The sequence below is a fragment of the Pedobacter ginsengisoli genome (assembly GCF_002736205.1).
Taxonomy (GTDB): Bacteria; Bacteroidota; Bacteroidia; order Sphingobacteriales; family Sphingobacteriaceae; genus Pedobacter; species Pedobacter ginsengisoli_A.
Window position 1 is genome coordinate 4,232,312 of sequence record NZ_CP024091.1, and the last position, 17,314, is coordinate 4,249,625.

Annotated in this window: 15 protein-coding genes and 1 tRNA gene; 5 read left to right on the plus strand and 11 right to left on the minus strand. The window is 38.3% G+C overall.

The window, feature by feature from the left end:
- Window positions 1-53 precede the first annotated feature (53 nt).
- Window positions 54-3,395, plus strand: a complete 3,342-nt coding sequence (locus CPT03_RS17490) for a VCBS repeat-containing protein (protein ID WP_216641564.1) — start codon at window positions 54-56, stop codon at window positions 3,393-3,395.
- Window positions 3,396-3,399: 4 nt separating this feature from the next.
- On the opposite strand, the gene CPT03_RS17495 is transcribed toward CPT03_RS17490, so the two are convergent.
- From CPT03_RS17495 to CPT03_RS17500, 3 genes are all read right to left on the minus strand, one after another.
- The gene (locus CPT03_RS17495) at window positions 3,400-5,082 is read right to left on the minus strand and encodes a TonB-dependent receptor family protein (protein WP_216641565.1); all 1,683 of its coding nucleotides are present in this window, start codon (window positions 5,080-5,082) and stop codon (window positions 3,400-3,402) included.
- An 80-nt stretch (window positions 5,083-5,162) separates the two neighbouring features.
- Window positions 5,163-5,582, minus strand: a complete 420-nt coding sequence (locus CPT03_RS22995) for a hypothetical protein (RefSeq protein WP_216641566.1) — start codon at window positions 5,580-5,582, stop codon at window positions 5,163-5,165.
- A 65-nt stretch (window positions 5,583-5,647) separates the two neighbouring features.
- Window positions 5,648-6,844: a hypothetical protein gene (locus CPT03_RS17500; RefSeq protein WP_157766490.1), complete on the minus strand. Its 1,197-nt coding sequence runs from the start codon at window positions 6,842-6,844 to the stop codon at window positions 5,648-5,650.
- Between the two features lie 658 nt (window positions 6,845-7,502).
- Between CPT03_RS17500 and CPT03_RS17505 the strand changes: the two genes are divergently transcribed.
- Window positions 7,503-8,324 (plus strand): SDR family NAD(P)-dependent oxidoreductase, encoded by an 822-nt coding sequence (locus CPT03_RS17505; protein WP_099440042.1) that lies wholly within the window; start codon window positions 7,503-7,505, stop codon window positions 8,322-8,324.
- Between the two features lie 162 nt (window positions 8,325-8,486).
- Entirely contained in the window at window positions 8,487-9,848 is a 1,362-nt protein-coding gene (locus CPT03_RS17510; protein WP_157766491.1) for a TlpA family protein disulfide reductase, read from the plus strand.
- 74 nt (window positions 9,849-9,922) lie between these two features.
- On the opposite strand, the gene CPT03_RS17515 is transcribed toward CPT03_RS17510, so the two are convergent.
- The 5 genes from CPT03_RS17515 to CPT03_RS17535 all read right to left on the minus strand — a co-directional run bounded on the left by CPT03_RS17515 (window position 9,923) and on the right by CPT03_RS17535 (window position 13,280).
- Window positions 9,923-10,153: a hypothetical protein gene (locus tag CPT03_RS17515; protein WP_099440044.1), complete on the minus strand. Its 231-nt coding sequence runs from the start codon at window positions 10,151-10,153 to the stop codon at window positions 9,923-9,925.
- 1 nt (window position 10,154) lies between these two features.
- On the minus strand, window positions 10,155-10,964 hold the full coding sequence (locus CPT03_RS17520; RefSeq protein WP_099440045.1) for a Fic family protein: 810 nt from the start codon (window positions 10,962-10,964) through the stop codon (window positions 10,155-10,157).
- 128 nt (window positions 10,965-11,092) lie between these two features.
- Window positions 11,093-11,166, minus strand: a tRNA-Asp gene (locus CPT03_RS17525).
- Window positions 11,167-11,285: 119 nt separating this feature from the next.
- Window positions 11,286-12,359 carry a peptide chain release factor 1 gene (gene prfA, locus CPT03_RS17530; protein ID WP_099440046.1) on the minus strand — a complete coding sequence of 358 codons (1,074 nt, stop codon included), beginning with the start codon at window positions 12,357-12,359 and terminating at the stop codon, window positions 11,286-11,288.
- 174 nt (window positions 12,360-12,533) lie between these two features.
- Window positions 12,534-13,280, minus strand: coding sequence for a UDP-2,3-diacylglucosamine diphosphatase (locus CPT03_RS17535; RefSeq protein ID WP_099440047.1), 747 nt, complete (start codon window positions 13,278-13,280; stop codon window positions 12,534-12,536).
- A 128-nt stretch (window positions 13,281-13,408) separates the two neighbouring features.
- On the opposite strand from CPT03_RS17535, the gene CPT03_RS17540 reads away from it, so the two are divergent.
- Both CPT03_RS17540 and CPT03_RS17545 read left to right on the plus strand, forming a co-directional pair.
- Window positions 13,409-14,419: an NAD(P)/FAD-dependent oxidoreductase gene (locus tag CPT03_RS17540; RefSeq protein ID WP_099440048.1), complete on the plus strand. Its 1,011-nt coding sequence runs from the start codon at window positions 13,409-13,411 to the stop codon at window positions 14,417-14,419.
- 2 nt (window positions 14,420-14,421) lie between these two features.
- Entirely contained in the window at window positions 14,422-14,751 is a 330-nt protein-coding gene (locus CPT03_RS17545; RefSeq protein WP_048908304.1) for a 2Fe-2S iron-sulfur cluster-binding protein, read from the plus strand.
- A 6-nt stretch (window positions 14,752-14,757) separates the two neighbouring features.
- On the opposite strand, the gene CPT03_RS17550 is transcribed toward CPT03_RS17545, so the two are convergent.
- From CPT03_RS17550 to CPT03_RS17560, 3 genes are all read right to left on the minus strand, one after another.
- The gene (locus CPT03_RS17550) at window positions 14,758-16,461 is read right to left on the minus strand and encodes a S41 family peptidase (RefSeq protein WP_099440049.1); all 1,704 of its coding nucleotides are present in this window, start codon (window positions 16,459-16,461) and stop codon (window positions 14,758-14,760) included.
- Window positions 16,462-16,543: 82 nt separating this feature from the next.
- On the minus strand, window positions 16,544-16,759 hold the full coding sequence (locus CPT03_RS17555; protein ID WP_099440050.1) for a hypothetical protein: 216 nt from the start codon (window positions 16,757-16,759) through the stop codon (window positions 16,544-16,546).
- A 94-nt stretch (window positions 16,760-16,853) separates the two neighbouring features.
- Window positions 16,854-17,303 (minus strand): hypothetical protein, encoded by a 450-nt coding sequence (locus CPT03_RS17560; RefSeq protein WP_099440051.1) that lies wholly within the window; start codon window positions 17,301-17,303, stop codon window positions 16,854-16,856.
- Window positions 17,304-17,314 lie beyond the last annotated feature (11 nt).

Below are 17,314 nucleotides of genomic sequence, written 5' to 3' on the forward strand. Positions count from 1 at the left end.
ATTAAAATAAAGTCATTATCTTCAAGAAGAATTAAACCAAACTTCTTAACCAAATGTCTTCTTTAACCTCTAAATTGCACCAGAGCATCATGTTGCTTGGTCTCTTTTCATTTACTTCCTGTGTAAATAATGATAAAAATACAGACACTGAGGGCAGTAAAAACACACTATTTTCCATACTTTCTTCAAATCAGACTCACATCGATTTCAATAATACCATCATTGAAAACGAAAGGGCAAACATTATATCCTATCAGTACTTCTATAATGGAGGGGGTGTAGCAATTGCAGATGTAAATAATGACGGCCTGGAGGATGTATATTTTTCAGGAAACATGACAAAGGCCAAACTATATCTTAATAAAGGAAACATGCAGTTTGAAGATGTTACAGATAAAGCCGACATAACCGAAGAGGGAACAACCTGGAAAACAGGCGTTACTATGGCCGATGTTAATGGAGATGGGAAACCAGACATCTATCAATGTTATTCCGGTGCATTACCTGCAAAGAATAGAACAAATAAATTATATATAAACCAAGGGAACAACGATCAGGGAATTCCCGTATTTAAAGAGCAAGCTGCAGAATATGGGCTTGCCGATACCGCATATAGCACACAGGCTGTTTTTTTTGATTACGACAAAGATAATGACCTTGATATGCTCCTGTTAAACCACAACCCTAAAGTATTTACCACACTCGATGAAACTTCTGCTCCAATAATATTAAAAGAACCCGCACCAACCATCCGGATTAAGCTATATAAAAATGAAAATGGAAAATTTAAAGATGTTTCAGATCAGGCAGGCATCTATAATTCATCATTTACATATGGTTTAGGTGCAGGAGTAAGCGATTTGAATAATGATGGTTATCCGGATATTTACATCTCAAACGATTATTCTGCACCAGATTATTTATATATAAATAATGGAAACGGCACTTTTACAAATCAAATTCAATCCCAAATTGGCCATACGTCCTTGTATTCAATGGGCAATGATATTGCTGACATTAACAACGATGGCCTATCAGATCTTTTCACTTTAGATATGCTGCCAGAGGATAATCGAAGACAGAAGTTGCTCTTTTCTCCCGACAATTACGAATATTATGACCTCCGCCTACGTCTTGGCTTCCATTACCAGGATATGCGCAACATGCTTCAAATAAATAATGGAAATGGCACATTTAGTGAAACCGCACAATTATCAGGCATTTCCAATACAGATTGGAGCTGGGCTCCTCTATTTGCAGATTATGATAATGACGGCTGGAAAGATCTTTTTGTATCAAATGGTTATATGAGAGATTATACCAATATGGATTTTCTAAAGTTCAAAGGAGATTTCCTGCGTACTACCGATCCGGCTCAAATGAGGGAGAATCTGTTAAATTTAATCCATGCAATGCCTGCATCCAATGTTAACAATTACATCTACAAGAACAACGGCAACCTTACGTTTACCAACAAAATGGTTGAATGGGGATTAAACACACCATCTAATAGTAATGGGGCCGCTTATGCCGATTTAGATAACGATGGCGACCTTGACCTTGTGGTTAACAATATCAATCTTCCGGCATTCATTTATGAAAACAGAACCGACAAGCAAATAAAAAATCAGTTCCTAAAAGTAAAGCTGCAGGGATCTGGGCAAAACACACAAGGTATTGGTGCAAAAATTTGGATCTACCAGAATAACAAACAGCAGTATCTTGAACAAATGCCATCTCGAGGCTATCAATCAAGCGTTTCGCCAATTTTACATTTCGGTTTAGGAGAATCTACTTCTATAGACTCTCTTCGTGTAGTTTGGCCAAGTGGAAAACAGGAACTAATAACAGGCGTAAAGGCAAATCAACAAATACCGCTATTAGAAACAAATGCAAAAACAACTTACAAAGACCCACAGCCTCCTTTGTCTATATTTAAAGAAATTAAATCGCCGATTACATTTCAACAGCAAAAAAAATCAACCAACGATTTTAAGCGGCAACCACTGTTAATAAACCCCATGTCATTTTCAGGTCCATGCATTGCCAAAGCAGATGTAGATGGAGATGGTTTAGAGGACATTTATGTTGGCGGGACCCAAGGCCAGTCTGGCACACTTTTTATTCAAAAAAAGAACGGCACTTTTGTAAAAAAAATCCAGAGAGCCTTTACCAATAGCCTAAAAAGCGAAGACACAGATGCTGTCTTTTTTGATGCCAATGGCGATGGTTTTGCAGATCTTTATGTATGTGCTGGCGGTTATGACAGTTATATCCCTGACGATTCATCATTGCAAGATCGATTGTACTTAAATGATGGAAAGGGAAATTTCAGACCATCAGTTAATGCTTTACCTAAAATGCTAAGCAGTAAAAGCTGCGTTCGGGTTACAGACTTTAACCAGGATGGCCACCCCGACCTATTTATAGGCGGAAGAGTAATTCCTGGCCGCTATCCGGAAACACCATCAAGTTATCTACTAATTAACGATGGAAAAGGAAACTTTAAAGATCAGATTAAAGCTGTTGCCCCAAATTTGCAAAAAGCAGGAATGATTACCGATGCCGCATGGGTAGATTTAAACGGCGACAAAAAAGAGGATCTGATTGTTGTTGGAGAATGGATGCCAATTACCGTCCTCATTAATACAAATGGCAAGCTGACAGATAAAACTAAAGATTATTTTGAGAAACCTTTGGCTGGCTGGTGGAACAAACTACTAGTAGAGGACTTAAACAATGACGGTGTTCCGGATATAGTAATTGGAAACACCGGATTAAACACTCAATGCAAAGCAACCGAAAAGGAACCTGCTGAAATGTTCTACAAAGATTTTGATGATAATGGATCGGTTGACCCTATATTATGTTTTTACATCCAGGGAAAAAGCTATCCTTATGTAACCAGAGATGAGATGCTAGATCAGATGAGCATTATGCGCACACGCTTTCCGGATTATAAAAGCTATGCAGATGCATCAATGAAAGAGATATTTACCAAAGAGGAACTAATGGGCGTTTCAAAGCTCCAGGCAACCGATTTAAAAACATCGGCTTTTATCAATACCGGAAAAGGTAAATTTAAAGAGTTAAGCTTACCGCAAGAGGTTCAATTCTCGCCAGTATTCACAATTACCGCCTTTGATTATGATAAGGATGGCAATAAAGACTTGTTACTGTGTGGCAACATTAGTCATTCACGCCTCAGATTTGGAAAATACGACGCTAATTATGGAACCCTACTTAAAGGCAATGGCAAAGGTAGCTTTACATACATCCCTCAACAACAATCAGGTTTTAGTTTAAAAGGAGATGTTAGAAGCGTAGTGCAAACAAGCAACACTTTAATATTTGGCATTAACCAGGAAAGTATGAAAGCTTATAAACTGAGATAAAGCTTTACAAGTTCAATGATACAGTAGCGGAAAACGTTCTACCGTCAGACGGCCAGATGCCTGGTCCCGGATAAAACTGCGGGCGTTTGGTAAAATAATGTTTATCAAACGCATTGCTCACATTAAGCCCAATACGCAAGTAATTGGTAAGTCCAATAGTGGCACTGGCATCAAATAAGTTATAGGAAGGTGCAATACCAACAGTTCCGGTCGCATTTGGTGCCACAGCATTTAGGGCATCAGCAAATGAGCTGGCGGTATAACTATGCAGAATGCTCAGACTATAGCGCTTAACTTTTAAAGTAGCCCCATTCCTGGAAGTCCATTCCGGCACACTTTCTACTTTATCCCCATCAATAGAAACAGTTGTTTTGGCATTAGCATCCCTAATACTGGCATTTTGGTAGCGGGCATTCATATAAGCAGTTGCTGTATATAAAGAGAAGCTAGCTGTTTTACTCAGCGGAAAATCTGCCTGAGTAAAAAGTTCAACTCCTTTAGTTCTTGAATCCCCAATATTTGTACGATAAATGATCTCCTGATTATTAGAATTCATCTGCGAAACAGTACCCATGCGGTTATTGTATTGCAGTTGGAAATAGCTCACATCCCAGTTCAAAAACTGCCAGTTACCCCTAAAACCAGCTTCCAGATTATATCCTCTGGCATCCTTTAAATTCTTGTCGGTAAGCTCAAAGGTAGATCCAGGGATAATGTCCTTAAAAATCACCGGACGGTAAGCCTGCGACCAGCCTGCATATAGGTTCATGGCTTTAGTCAATTCATACTGCCCACTAACCCCAAACAAAGGATACTCATGTTTAATGTTATTAGGAATATCACCGGTAGGATAATTATTAATCACCCCGGTCATATCTGTCTTGCCCAGCTCAAACCTTACTCCGGTATTTACAGAAAGACGGGGCAACAACACCCACCGATTCTCGGCAAAAAAAGCAACATTATTAGTTTTTAGATGCATATCTCTGCCAAAGTCTGGGGTAACCAGCGAAAGGTCAAAATCTGTCCCCGTGGTTCCCTTACCCTGTTGCTGGCGATGCAGGTCATTGTTCATATATTGCACCCCCGCAGCAAGGTTGCTGGTCAAGCCCAAAAGTGAGTACGATTGTAATAAACGCAGCTCATTGGTAAAACTCTTGAAATGATCAACATCAACCTGCCTGTTAGCATATTGAAGCGTAGTAGGGTCAATTGCATCTATTATATTGGCCAACTTATCAAACATCACACTATTTCTAACTCCAATTACTGCAGAAGAAGTGAATTTCAACCGTGTAGATTCACCCATCTTCCAGTCTAAAGTAAGAGAGGGAATATTGATCTCAGGGTTGTAATAATTACGCGAACGCGTAGAAGAACGCGGATCCGCCTTAAACATCTCATCGGTCAATTGCCCTGCAAGGTGAATCACATAATTAGAGCGTGTCCATTCTGCCTTAAGTTCAATATTGGGCGTGAATTCATAAAATAAGGAAATGTTTTGCGCATCATATTTTGAGTCACTGTTCTTACGATACCCAGCATCTGCTTTTTTATTGAACCAGGCATAATACTTAAACTTGCCCTTTGTACCGCTGATGGAGTTAAAGGAACTGAGTAAACCATATGACCCCGCAGTATTGATGCTTTGAAAAGCTAAAGCAGAAGAATCGGGTTTCTTACTCACATAGTTAAGCAATCCGCCAAATTGCCCGCCATATTGCAGGGAGGCGGTGCCTCTTACCAGCTCAATCCGCTCTACCGCTTCTAATGGGATATTATAATGACGGCCGGATAGCCATACATATCTGAATTGGTGAGCACCCCATCTTTGCGAATATTAAACTCCCATCCACGATGAGGGTCAAGGCCCCGGGTAGAGATATTGGTTTGGTTCCCGGTTCCATCCATATCATAAACAAAGATGCCTGGTATTTTAGAAAAGACCTGGCGACCGTATTTCTCTGCCAGGCCCAAATCCTTATTGGTAAGCTCAATCACCTCACTTTTCTTTCCCAAGAAAATATAGGTGCCAGCTATAGAATCCAGTCGCTTAATATCACGCTGTTTACTTATGCTATTGATGTTAACTTCTTTGAGTTTTTTGGCTTCCTCACTACTAATATTTTGCGCGAGAGCCGCTGAACTTAAAAATGTTGTAAGCGCGATGATGTAGATTTGTTTCATTAAGGTTTATTTGGTTAACACTAATGTAAAAAATCTGCCCCTCTAAAAAAAGCTATCCTAACATATTACCATTTAATCTTCCTTCTATTTACATTTATCAACTTAGTATCCTTGTTGTATGCTAAAGAAAAATCAGGATTATTTATACTCACTGAGGCTATAGATTTATCGGATTTTACTATCAACGACAAGTCGTACCATGATATGTTTTTATTGAGAACTGTAGAATAGTCTAAAGTAATAACTAATGTATTAGCACTTACAAGTTGAGTTTTAGTTACGTGATCTTTAATATAGGCATATTCTAAAAACTCTCTCAGACTACAAAATATTAAGTTATCTTTAGATTTAAGCGCAATATTATCAATCCAGTCATTGAAACCGCGAACAGCCTCCTCATCTTTAATTCCATGTGTTCCAATTTCAAAAAAATCGAAGGAATTGCCAGAAAGCAAATCATTTGAAAGCTCCCATTGAGCTCCGCCACTTGACCAGTCATCTGTAAATGCCCTTCTAATTGCCAGGTAGTTAAATGGCTTTATATCATTTAATTTAGCTTTTGGGCTATATTTACCAATTTGAGTAAATTTATCAAATGTCCCCTGAGATCCACCACCTATATACCCAAAGTCTGCCGCTGCCGTCTGGAAACCCGTGTAATTACTTGGAACAATAAGTGTATTTATTTTATACCCTTGCTTTTCCAATATCAGTGCATCTAAATCTTTTATGTTCTTTTCTCTATCCTTTCCATTATTAAAGTTTCCTGTTTCTTCATGGTAATACGAATGGTTCATTATATCCATTCCTTTAAGAATTAATGGCAATCTTTGTCCATAGGTAGCCGCATATCCCGTATACAGACCCATTTCTTTGCCGTTATATTGATTTTTACCATTAACCGCCAACCCCAAACTATAATTCTTATTGTTCCCACATCCGTCTGTATAGAATGTTTTCGATAGTTTTTCATAAGCTGTCACTACAGTTAATGCAGCATCATCAAACTCCATCAGAATCGCTTTGCTCTTATTATATTTCAAACTTGGTATTAATGCATCCGCAGATGTAGGATTCCCATTAAAAACAACCTTAATTTCTAACTTTCCTGTAAATGGAGGCAATACAGGGCCTTCGGGTATCGCTGGTTCTTCTTTTTCTTTAGTTTCTTCTTTTGGTAGCTTTTGCTGAATCTTCTTTGTGCATGAGAAGATTAACACAGAACAGAGTGCAATTAGAGTGAGGATTAATTTTTTCTTCATTTAATTGTTTTTACATTATTATTTAGTGCGCGAAACATTTACACTACTCTCAGATTTCGTGCCGACCTGCCTAAGAAAACATGAATAAAGACAACAGAGGATTTTCTTATACTTTTACATCCTGTTTTGCAGACCATTTAGACAAGGATCTAAACAAAAGGCAACTTTTAACCAAAATATTATAAACTCATTATTAGATCTCACCTAAATTACTCCAATTTCCCCAAAAACAGGAGTTTGTTCCCCAAAGCCAAAGTAGGGCTGGTAGAATGCTTAGGTATAAATTAAAATCTTAGCGGGGTTAAATATTAACCTGATCAGTTTTAATAAAGGCGAAGTAAAGCTTAAAGCACAAGAGGCTTTAAGTAAACTTATGCAGGCTTTGGGTAGGCTTTGCCAGGCCTAAACATTACTGCTGGATGACATATAAACTAAATCTTAGTGTTATAAGTGTACACACCAACAATATACCTATATAATACGTATGTAACAGATAGCCTTAGTACGGCGGGTTGGAAATCCTAAGACCTGATACTAGTTTGCTACCAAAAGTATTTTATTAAGAAGAGTGTTCGCAAATGCCCCTATATTTTGTCATAACAACACCGGATGCAAAAAAAATATTTAGCTATAAATTTGACTATCAAATAACTACACTATGCTATTAGAAGGTAAAAATGCAATTATATATGGAGCAGGCGGTTCTCTTGGAGGCGCAGTTGCCAGAGCACTTGCAGCAGCCGGTGCTCAAGTATTCCTTACAGGTCATCATGCAGATGGCTTAAACACAACTGCAATAGAAATTGAATCTGCTGGAGGTAAAGTCTCAATTCATCAGGTAGATGCCAGAGATGAGAAATCTGTAAATGACCATATACAAACGGTAATTCAAACAGCAGGATCTGTAGATATATCATTCAATGCTATAGGTTGGCAGGACACACAAGATGTTCCGTTAACAGAAATGACACTTGAAGATTTTCTCAGACCCATAAACATTGCCATGCAAACACAGTTTATAACAGCAACTGCCGCCGGAAGGGTTATGAAAAAACATAATTCGGGTGTGATACTTTCCCTAACCGCAACGCCCGGAGGTATCGGCTATGCTAATGTAGGTGGGTTTGGCCCAGCCTGCAATGCAGTAGAAGGGTTTTCCCGTAACCTGGCTGCAGAATTGGGCCCTTATGGAGTTCGCGTAGTAAACATCCGCTCTGGAGGCTCTCCAGATTCAAGGATTTTTAAAGAAGCAATAGAAGCGGGTGGTGAGCAAGTGAAAGAATTCATTTCAAAAATGGAAAATGACACCATGCTAAAACAATTGCCTCTTATGGAAGATATAGCCAATACAGCAGTATTTCTTGCTTCAGGTATGGCCGGCAAAATAACAGGCATTACCATTGATGTGACCGCAGGAACTACAAGCGCACTAAATTATAAAGTGACAAACATTGCATTTTTGAAGAAAGATCACGAATAAAGTAATCAAAAACCCAATTAAATATAACAGATATACACTACTATAGTGAATCCTGAAAAATGGTTGTAAAATCAAAGCGCATTTTTTATAAATGATTATGAAACAATAGATACTGCTACGCATCTAATGATAAAAACGTTGTATCTATTTATTTTTTGCAGTATGAATGTTCTCAAGTTCATGTTTAAGTACAGTGCACTGGCTTTTGCATCTTGTTCTATTTTTTTCACATTAAAATCGTCGGCACAAGGCTTTAAAGAAAGTAAAGTCTTTATATCAGGTTCTATAAAAAAATTTGATAAGGAAAAGCATCTGAAATCGGTTGTATTTATGGTTAGTTCTGCGTTTGGAGAAATAACGAAAAAAGCTGAAATAATTGATTCAACTGGCCGTTTTATGCTAGAAACTTTTATTGCAAGCCCTCAGGATATTTCGATTCAATATGAAAACAATACTGCTGAGCTATTTCTGCGGCCAGGAGATAGTCTTAAAATTGAGTTGGGCGTGCTTCCTTTTATCAATATTATTGATGGTACATTAGCTGTAGAGAACCGGATGATTCAGGAGTTTAAGGACAAAAGAACAACCGACCACTATAAAAATCCTAAAGGGGTATCATCTTTATTTGATAAATGGGCAACAGACTATACCAGATATGAGGCATGGAGCAAACTGATAGAGCATTACAATGAAGAGCCACTTTTGGAAGATAGTGTTTCTTATTTTCTAAAAAATTACAACATGAATCATTTGCCAGTAATATCTGGTCCATATACTCATTTCATATCTGGTCTTTACAGATATTTTACCCATAGTGCGCCCCAAGTTAAGTCGGCGTTGTTTGCCGAATATGCTAAAGAAAGAAATTTTTTGGGGATTGGAGGCATTTTTGCAGAGGGCATAAAAAGCAGCACAACAGGTTTAACCAGGGAGCTGCTACTGACCATGCTATTTATGGATGCTCTAAATGGCCAACAGTTGACGGAATTTAAAGCACTGTGGAATAAGTATCCTGTCTTGAACACTTATTTGAAGAGTAAGATACTGGCAAAAAGCGCTGAACTTGAGGCATCCTTAAAGAACCAGAAAATTAAAGACGAGAGTACGCTTGTGCAAATTAACCAAGCCGGAGGCGGATCTGTTTTAGACTCTATTATAATGAAGTTCCCTGAAAAAGTCATTTATATAGATTTCTGGGCGCCTTGGTGCAGTCCCTGTATGGCTGCAATGCCTAAATCAAAAGAACTCCAGCATTATTATAAAAGTAAGGATATTGCATTTGTATTTTTTGCCAGCCAATGTAGTGATGAATCCTGGAAATCGACTATAGCTAACCAGGCCCTCACCGGCACGCATTACAAACTCACTAATGATCAATTTAATGTGCTTTCCTCAAAGTTTGACATCAACGGAATACCACACTATGTAATTATTAATAAAGAGGGTAAAATTGCAAACGGAAATGCGCCAGGGCCAGAGCAAAAGGAAGGGTTAAAACACGAACTCGATCGGTTGTTGAAATAGAAGGAAGTATGTGTGCTTTTGCCTTGATTTCATGAATTTAAAGTATCCCCCTCTCATAATTTCATCAAAGAGGTTTACTCTTTGCGATAAAGACCTTCCAGGAATTGCAGAAGATTATTACCGCGAAAATCTACGTAATCTGTTTGGAAATTGGACATTAGCCCAAATGAATGAAAGGTGTTATCAAGTTTATGAAATACAATCTCCACATCTCCCATTTTATTAACTATATCGAAATCAACCGGGCTTTCAAAATTAGCCTCTCTCATGGAGAACTCTATACCATGGTTACTAATAAAGCTCATTTTATCTCATCTTCTTCCCTTTTTTAGGCGGATTAAAGTTCATGACAAAGTTTTGAGTAAGATTTTTCTTTTGATCAAGTTCCTTCTTCATTCTTTGCATAGAAGTTTCAGCAAAAAAAACAGTTAAAATACCTGTATCATTATGTTTAGCAGATTGTTTCAAAGCTTCAATATAAGCAGCCTTTTCTTCGGCTCCAATTATTACATGCGGCAGATTGAACTTTGCAAGTATAAAGTTTGAAATCAGACGGCCAGTTCTCCCGTTTCCGTCCGGGAAGGGATGTAGATAAATAAAAAACTGGTGAAACCTAGCGCTAATGTCCAGCGGATGCAATTCGGCCTTTTCTATAGCTGACTCTGTGGAACTGATCAATGATGGCATACGTGCAATACTTGCCCTGAAATCTCCAAAAACCGTATCTCCTGCGGCCATTTGCGTATTGGTATATTCTCCTGGCTCAAGTCCCTTCGCAAATTTAAGGGTATTTTCTGTTAGTATTTTTTGCACCTGTTTAATCAAACTTTCGGTTAAAGGCTGTTCTAGGTCATTAAATACGAATTCATAGGCTTTAAAATGATCAAGGATTTCATATGCCTCATATAAAGACCTGTTGTTTAACTTTAAATTAAGCCCCTTTTCTTTAAGCTCGCGTGTTTCATCCACAGTAAAGGTATTCCCCTCTACCGCACAACTGTGCGCAGAAAACAATATCTCGTTATATTCCTTAAAATCCTCAAGACTAAAGCTATCAATAATAACTTTGCTGTATTCTGCAACAAGCGCATCATATTTTTTAAGCAAGCTCTCCATTTATTGTTTGATTAAGAATTCAACAGATGACTTTCAATCAAAGATACGCCAAATCTAAAAATATAGAAAAACACAAAAGCCTTCAAATGTGTAATTTGAAGGCTTTTGTTAGGCTTTACTACCTTTAGCGGACCGGACGGGACTCGAACCCGCGACCTCCGCCGTGACAGGGCGGCATTCTAACCAGCTGAACTACCGGTCCGTTTTCCCTATTTTCGTTTCGTTGTTTCGTTTCGGGATTGCAAATATAGCGCCTTTATTTAACTTTGCAACATTTATTTTAAAATAATTATAACTCGCTAATTATCTGAGAATTATTTTTTAGATAACTGATCCCTCTTTCATTTTCTCTGCATTCTCTGCAAACTGTAGGGCATCAATTAGCTCCTGAACACCCCCATCCATCACTCCGCTTAGGTTATAAAGCGTTAAACCTATACGGTGATCTGTAACTCTTCCCTGAGGATAATTGTAAGTTCTGATCTTGGCTGAACGGTCACCAGTCGAAACCATCGTTTTACGTTTAGCAGCTATGTCACCATTTTTTTTCTGGAGTTCAATATCATATAACTTACTACGAAGCATCTCCATTGCAATAATTCTATTCCCCAATTGAGAACGCTCCTGCTGACAAACCACAACGATGCCCGAAGGTTTATGTGTTAACTGAACCTTTGTTTCTACTTTATTTACGTTCTGTCCACCTGCACCACCAGATCTGGAGGTTTGCAATTCAATGTCCGCAGGATTAATATAAAGATCAATTTCTTCTGCTTCCGGTAAAACAGCTATTGATGCGGCAGAAGTATGAACACGACCCTGGGTTTCTGTATCAGGTACTCGCTGAACCCTGTGTACTCCCGACTCATATTTTAATTGGCCATAAACATCTTCTCCACTTACCTTCAGGATAACCTCTTTGTAACCACCTGCGGTACCTTCGGTAACATCTACTGTTTCTACTTTCCATCCTTTTTGCTCAAAGAAACGGCTATACATTCTATATAAGTCTCCCGCAAATAAGGCTGCCTCATCTCCACCTGTACCACCTCTAATCTCAAACACTGCATTCTTTGCATCCTCAGGGTCAACGGGAATAAGCATCAGGCGAACTTTTTCTTCAAGTTCTTCCTGTTGTACCAGTAACAAATCCAATTCTTCTTTAGCCATATCACGCATTTCTGGATCTTTCTCTGTACTTAAAATCTCCTTGTTCGCCTCAATATTGCTCATTACATTTTTGTAGACTTTATATTCTTCTACAATTTTACCCAGATCTTTATACTCTTTATTTAAAGCTGCAAAACGCTTCATATCCTGAACGGTATCAGGATTACTCAACTGCTCCTCAACATCTTCCCAACGCAGTTTAATTGCTTCTAATTTCTCTAACATATTCTTTTATTTCAGGAACTCTATACTTATACCTTCGCAACAATAACACAATCTGTTTGTTAACAGTACAATTTATTGTAATAAAGGTTTTTTTATTCGGGCAGCAAAAATACGGCTTTTTCAGTTAATGCCACTATAAAATTTATTAGGATCAGCGCGTTACAGAAAAATGCTTTATTCTTTTTCAAAATATTTAAGGCTCAGAACCTCTCCATCAAAAACGGCGTATGAATTATAGTTAAACCATTCGCCCAGGTTCACATATCTGGCTCCTTTACCCAAATCCAAATCCAGAGGCAAATGCCTGTGACCAAAAACGAAAAAATCATAATGTTGTTTCATTAACAACTCTTTAGCATAAATGGCCAGCCATTCGTTTTCAATTCCCTCAAAAACTTCTTCCTTACTACTGGCAGCCCTACTACTTCTTGACCAGCCGTTTGCTATGCCCATACCAATTCTGGGTGGAAGCACTGAAAACAGCCAGCGACATACAGGATTTCTGAAAATTCGCCTAAGCATTTTATACTTTCTATCGCCCGGACCTAATCCGTCACCATGATGTAAAAAGAACCGCCTCCCATTCCTATCAATTATAAGTTCATCGCTTATAATTTCGATCCCCATTTCCTTCGTAAAATAGTTGTCAACCCACATATCATGGTTACCTTTAAAAAAATACACCTTGATTCCGGCATCTGTCATAGCAGCAAGCTTTCCTTGCAATCGAATATACCCTTTAGGTATAACAAAGCGATATTCAAACCAGAAATCAAAAACATCGCCCATCAGGAAAAGTTCACTGCATGTGGGTTCGATGGCATTTAACCAACGAAGAATACGGTCTTCTCGCTTACGGCTTTCAAAAAAATCCGGAGAACCTAAATGAAAATCAGAGGCAAAATATATGTTCTTATTCATCAATAAAACAAAGATAAGTAAAATATTAGCTCAGTTTGTTGTCATAAGTTCTAGGGAGTATATAGATTATTTATAAATAGCATCGATATTATAACAAAAGTTTGTAAATTCGCACAAATTTTAAACACATGATTTCTACTGATATAGCTATAATTGGCGCCGGCCCCGTAGGTTTATTTGCAATTTTTGAAGCAGGGCTATTAAAAATGCGCTGCCATTTAATTGATTATTTGCCTCAGGTGGGTGGTCAGTTATCTGAAATATATCCAAAAAAACCTATATACGACATCCCGGGCTATCCAACAGTACTAGCTCAGGAACTTATAGATAACCTAATGGAGCAAGGAAAACCTTTCCACCCTGGTTTTACTTTAGGTGAACGTATTGAAGGCTTAGAAAAACGTGGAGAAGCTGACTTTGTACTGACTACCAACATGGGGACTATTATAGAAGCTAAAGTTGTAGTTATTGCAGGTGGTTTGGGTTGTTTTGAGCCACGTAAGCCAGCTGTATCAGGTTTAGAGCAGTTCGAAAACGGAAGAGGTGTTAATTATATGATCCTTGATCCTGAGCAATACCGTGGTCAGAAAATGGTTATTGCTGGTGGTGGAGATTCAGCCCTTGACTGGACTATATTCCTGGCTGATGTTGTTGATGAATTAACATTAGTACACCGCAGCGAAAGCTTCCGTGGTGCACCAGATTCGGTAAACAAAGTGATGGCCTTAGCCGAAAGCGGACGTATAAACCTTGTTTTAAACAGCAACCTTAATTCAGTATCTGGAAACGGAAAACTTGAAAGCGTTGAACTAATTCACAATAAGAGTTTAGAAACTACCTCGGTAGCTGCCGATCACTTGATCCCGCTGTTTGGTTTAAGTCCTAAATTAGGTCCTATTGAGCAATGGAACTTAAACATCAATAAAAGCGCAATAGAGGTTAATACCGACGATTATTCTACAAACATACCCGGCATTTATGCTATTGGTGATATCAATACCTACACTAACAAATTAAAGCTAATTCTTTGTGGTTTTCACGAGGCAGCTTTAATGAGCCACAGTGCATACCAATACATGAACCCAGGTGTTAAATACACCATGAAATACACCACTGTAAACGGCGTATCAGAATTTTAAACATGGAAGACAATAACATTACCCTACACGTACAAAACCCTGATGGGAGCTTAACTACCCTTGAAGCTCCCGTAGATATGGGATTAAGTTTAATGGAATACCTTAAAGCCTGCGAATATGACATTCTCGCAACCTGTGGTGGTATGGCATTATGTGCCACCTGCTGTGTAGATGTACTTGAGGGCGAAGATAAGCTGAATGAAATGACAGACGATGAGTATGCAATGCTTGATACTTTACCTGATGTGCTTCCAAACTCCAGACTTGCTTGCCAGCTTCAGCTAAACCCCGCTATGGATGGTTTAGTGGTTAAGCTGCACCATGCAGAATAAAAAAACTTAGTTTTCTGTTGTTGTTAGTGCTGCAATTGTTTTGGTGGGGCTGCCTATAGTTTTATATTCACCCTCACCTTTTAAAACGGCAAGCATTTTACCAGAATTGTTTAATAATAATTTAGCTTCCTGAAATTCCTTATCGTACTGAAACGACTGGATAACTTTGCCTTTTTCATAATAATAGCGGCTAACTATCTGCGTTTCTAAAACACGTTTTATTTCGGCCTTATAGGTTTGCAGATCGGTCTTCTTGGCTCCTAGCATCTTAGCTTTTAGGTCGTCCAGATCAACTTTAACCACCGCAAGCTTGTTCTCTTTTTCTGCTTCTCCCCGCAAATCAGACAATAAACGTTCAGTACGAGAGGTATACGAATAATCTTTACCATCTAATGAAGCTACAAATTGGTTATAATCGTTATCTGTTAAACGAAAATCGGCTGCTGGAACAATAGTTTTATTTTTCTTCTTATAATCATTGGCGTAATCAAAAAACAAATTTTTGCTCACAATAGACACAGTGATAGGGCTTGGCTTACTTGAGCTAACCACCACATCAGGATAAACTCCGTTCCCATCATAAACACTTCTACCGGCTGGGGTGCTAAACTTATGAGCTAAAGAATCTGCAAACTTTAGTGTTTTCCCGTTTGCATCTTTATGAGCATAATCAAGTGCCTGGATACACCTGCCCGATGGGGTGTAATACTTGGCAACAGTAACCTTAACCAGACTATTATAAGGCAAATTAAATGTTTGTTGTACCAAGCCTTTACCAAAGCTTCGCTGACCAACAATAATTGCTCTGTCTAGGTCTTGCAATGATCCTGCAACAATTTCTGAAGCAGATGCAGAAGAGCCCCCTACAAGAATTACTAATGGCATTTGTGGCAACAAAGGTTCACTTAATGTTTTATATGCAATAGTTTTTTGCGGGTTCCTTCCCTTTTGTGTTACTATCAATACATCTCTGTTCACAAATAGGTTAACTATTTTAACGGCTTCCTGCAAAATGCCACCGCCATTATACCTTAAATCAAGGATCATCCCTTTAGGCTGGTGTTTATTCAGTGCAACTGCAGCATCCTTTACCTCCTGTGCAGAGTTCTCCAAAAACTTATCCAGCCGGATATAAGCAATGTTGTCATCAGTCATTCCGGAATAAGGCACATTTGGTTGTTTTATCTCATCGCGTACCAGTTTCTTGGTAATTACTGAACCATCACGTATAATTAATAGATCAACGGCTGATCCTTTTGGACCGCGTAATAGTTGGCTTATCTGATTTCGGTCTTTCCCCTTTACCTCATTGCCATTTATCTTCACCAATTGGTCGCCCGGTTTTACATCCTGCTTATCTGCCGGATACCCTTCTACCAGCTCGTTTACAAACAATTTCCCCTCAATTGAGATTGTACTGGCACCAATACCACCGTATTGTGTACTAACGTACTTTAATTTATAATCTTCAATTTCAGATTCCGGGATATACTCTGTGTAAGGATCAAGATTATCCAGCATAGCATCGATGCTGTTTCGCATCAAATGAGATGGATCTGTTTCTTCAACATAGTTAATGTTAATCTCTTTATATAAAGAGGCAAAAATGTCCAGATTTTTAGATACCTGAAACAAGTCTTCCTTAAAAGACCAGGTTAAAGAAGCGAAAGCTATAAGGGCAAAAACTGCGGCTAGTTTATATTGTTTCATCGTTCACCAATCTGTTTAAAGGTAAACTTACAAATAAAAACACTTCAAAAAAATGAACAGCAGCTTTTAAATACAAAGAAACCTAAAGTCTGTTCCCGTCAGGATCGGCGAGAGCCTTTTTAATAGTAAACTCAACATAATCCCTGTCTCTTTTTACCAAATCCATAAGTTGTTGCACAAGTTGATCTTCTTGTCCGGGAGTAAAAGAAAGATTTACCTGAGCCAATTCACGATATTTTCTTAAAAATTTAATTTTAACCTTTTGCCAGGTCTCAGGAGTAAGAGTAAAACTTGCCATAAATAAATACTTTAGCGCAAAAGTATGAAAATAAGGGATATCTATACAATAAAAAATCCCCGGCTGTATAACCGGGGATTAACGAGACATTACATTATTGAATTTTTAACGTTAGTGTTTGCTTTTTAGTAAGCGTATTCTTATTAACCACCTCTACTTCCATAACAATAGAAGTTCCTTTTGCTAAATCACCAGGAACCTGATAACCAAGTAATAAGGAGTCTGTGCGACTAACAGTAGAGTAGGCCTTTTGATAAGGAGTTGTGGATACCAATGCCTGGGCATTGGCTCCTACTGTTGATCTTAAATTGATCTTATCAATTTGCTCGTCAGACCAATATCTGAGGTCTAGCTGTACACTTGCTCCTGCTGCCACATTAGTGGTTTGCGGAGGCTTAACTGTAAACCCGGCAACAACAGGTACCTTTCCAACAATTGTAATATTATCTTTTAACCAATGATCCGGATCATTCTTTTTACATGACGAAAACAGAACCACAGTGGCAAAAACAGCTATAAAGAGTTTTGATATTTTATTTTTCATATCCTTTAATG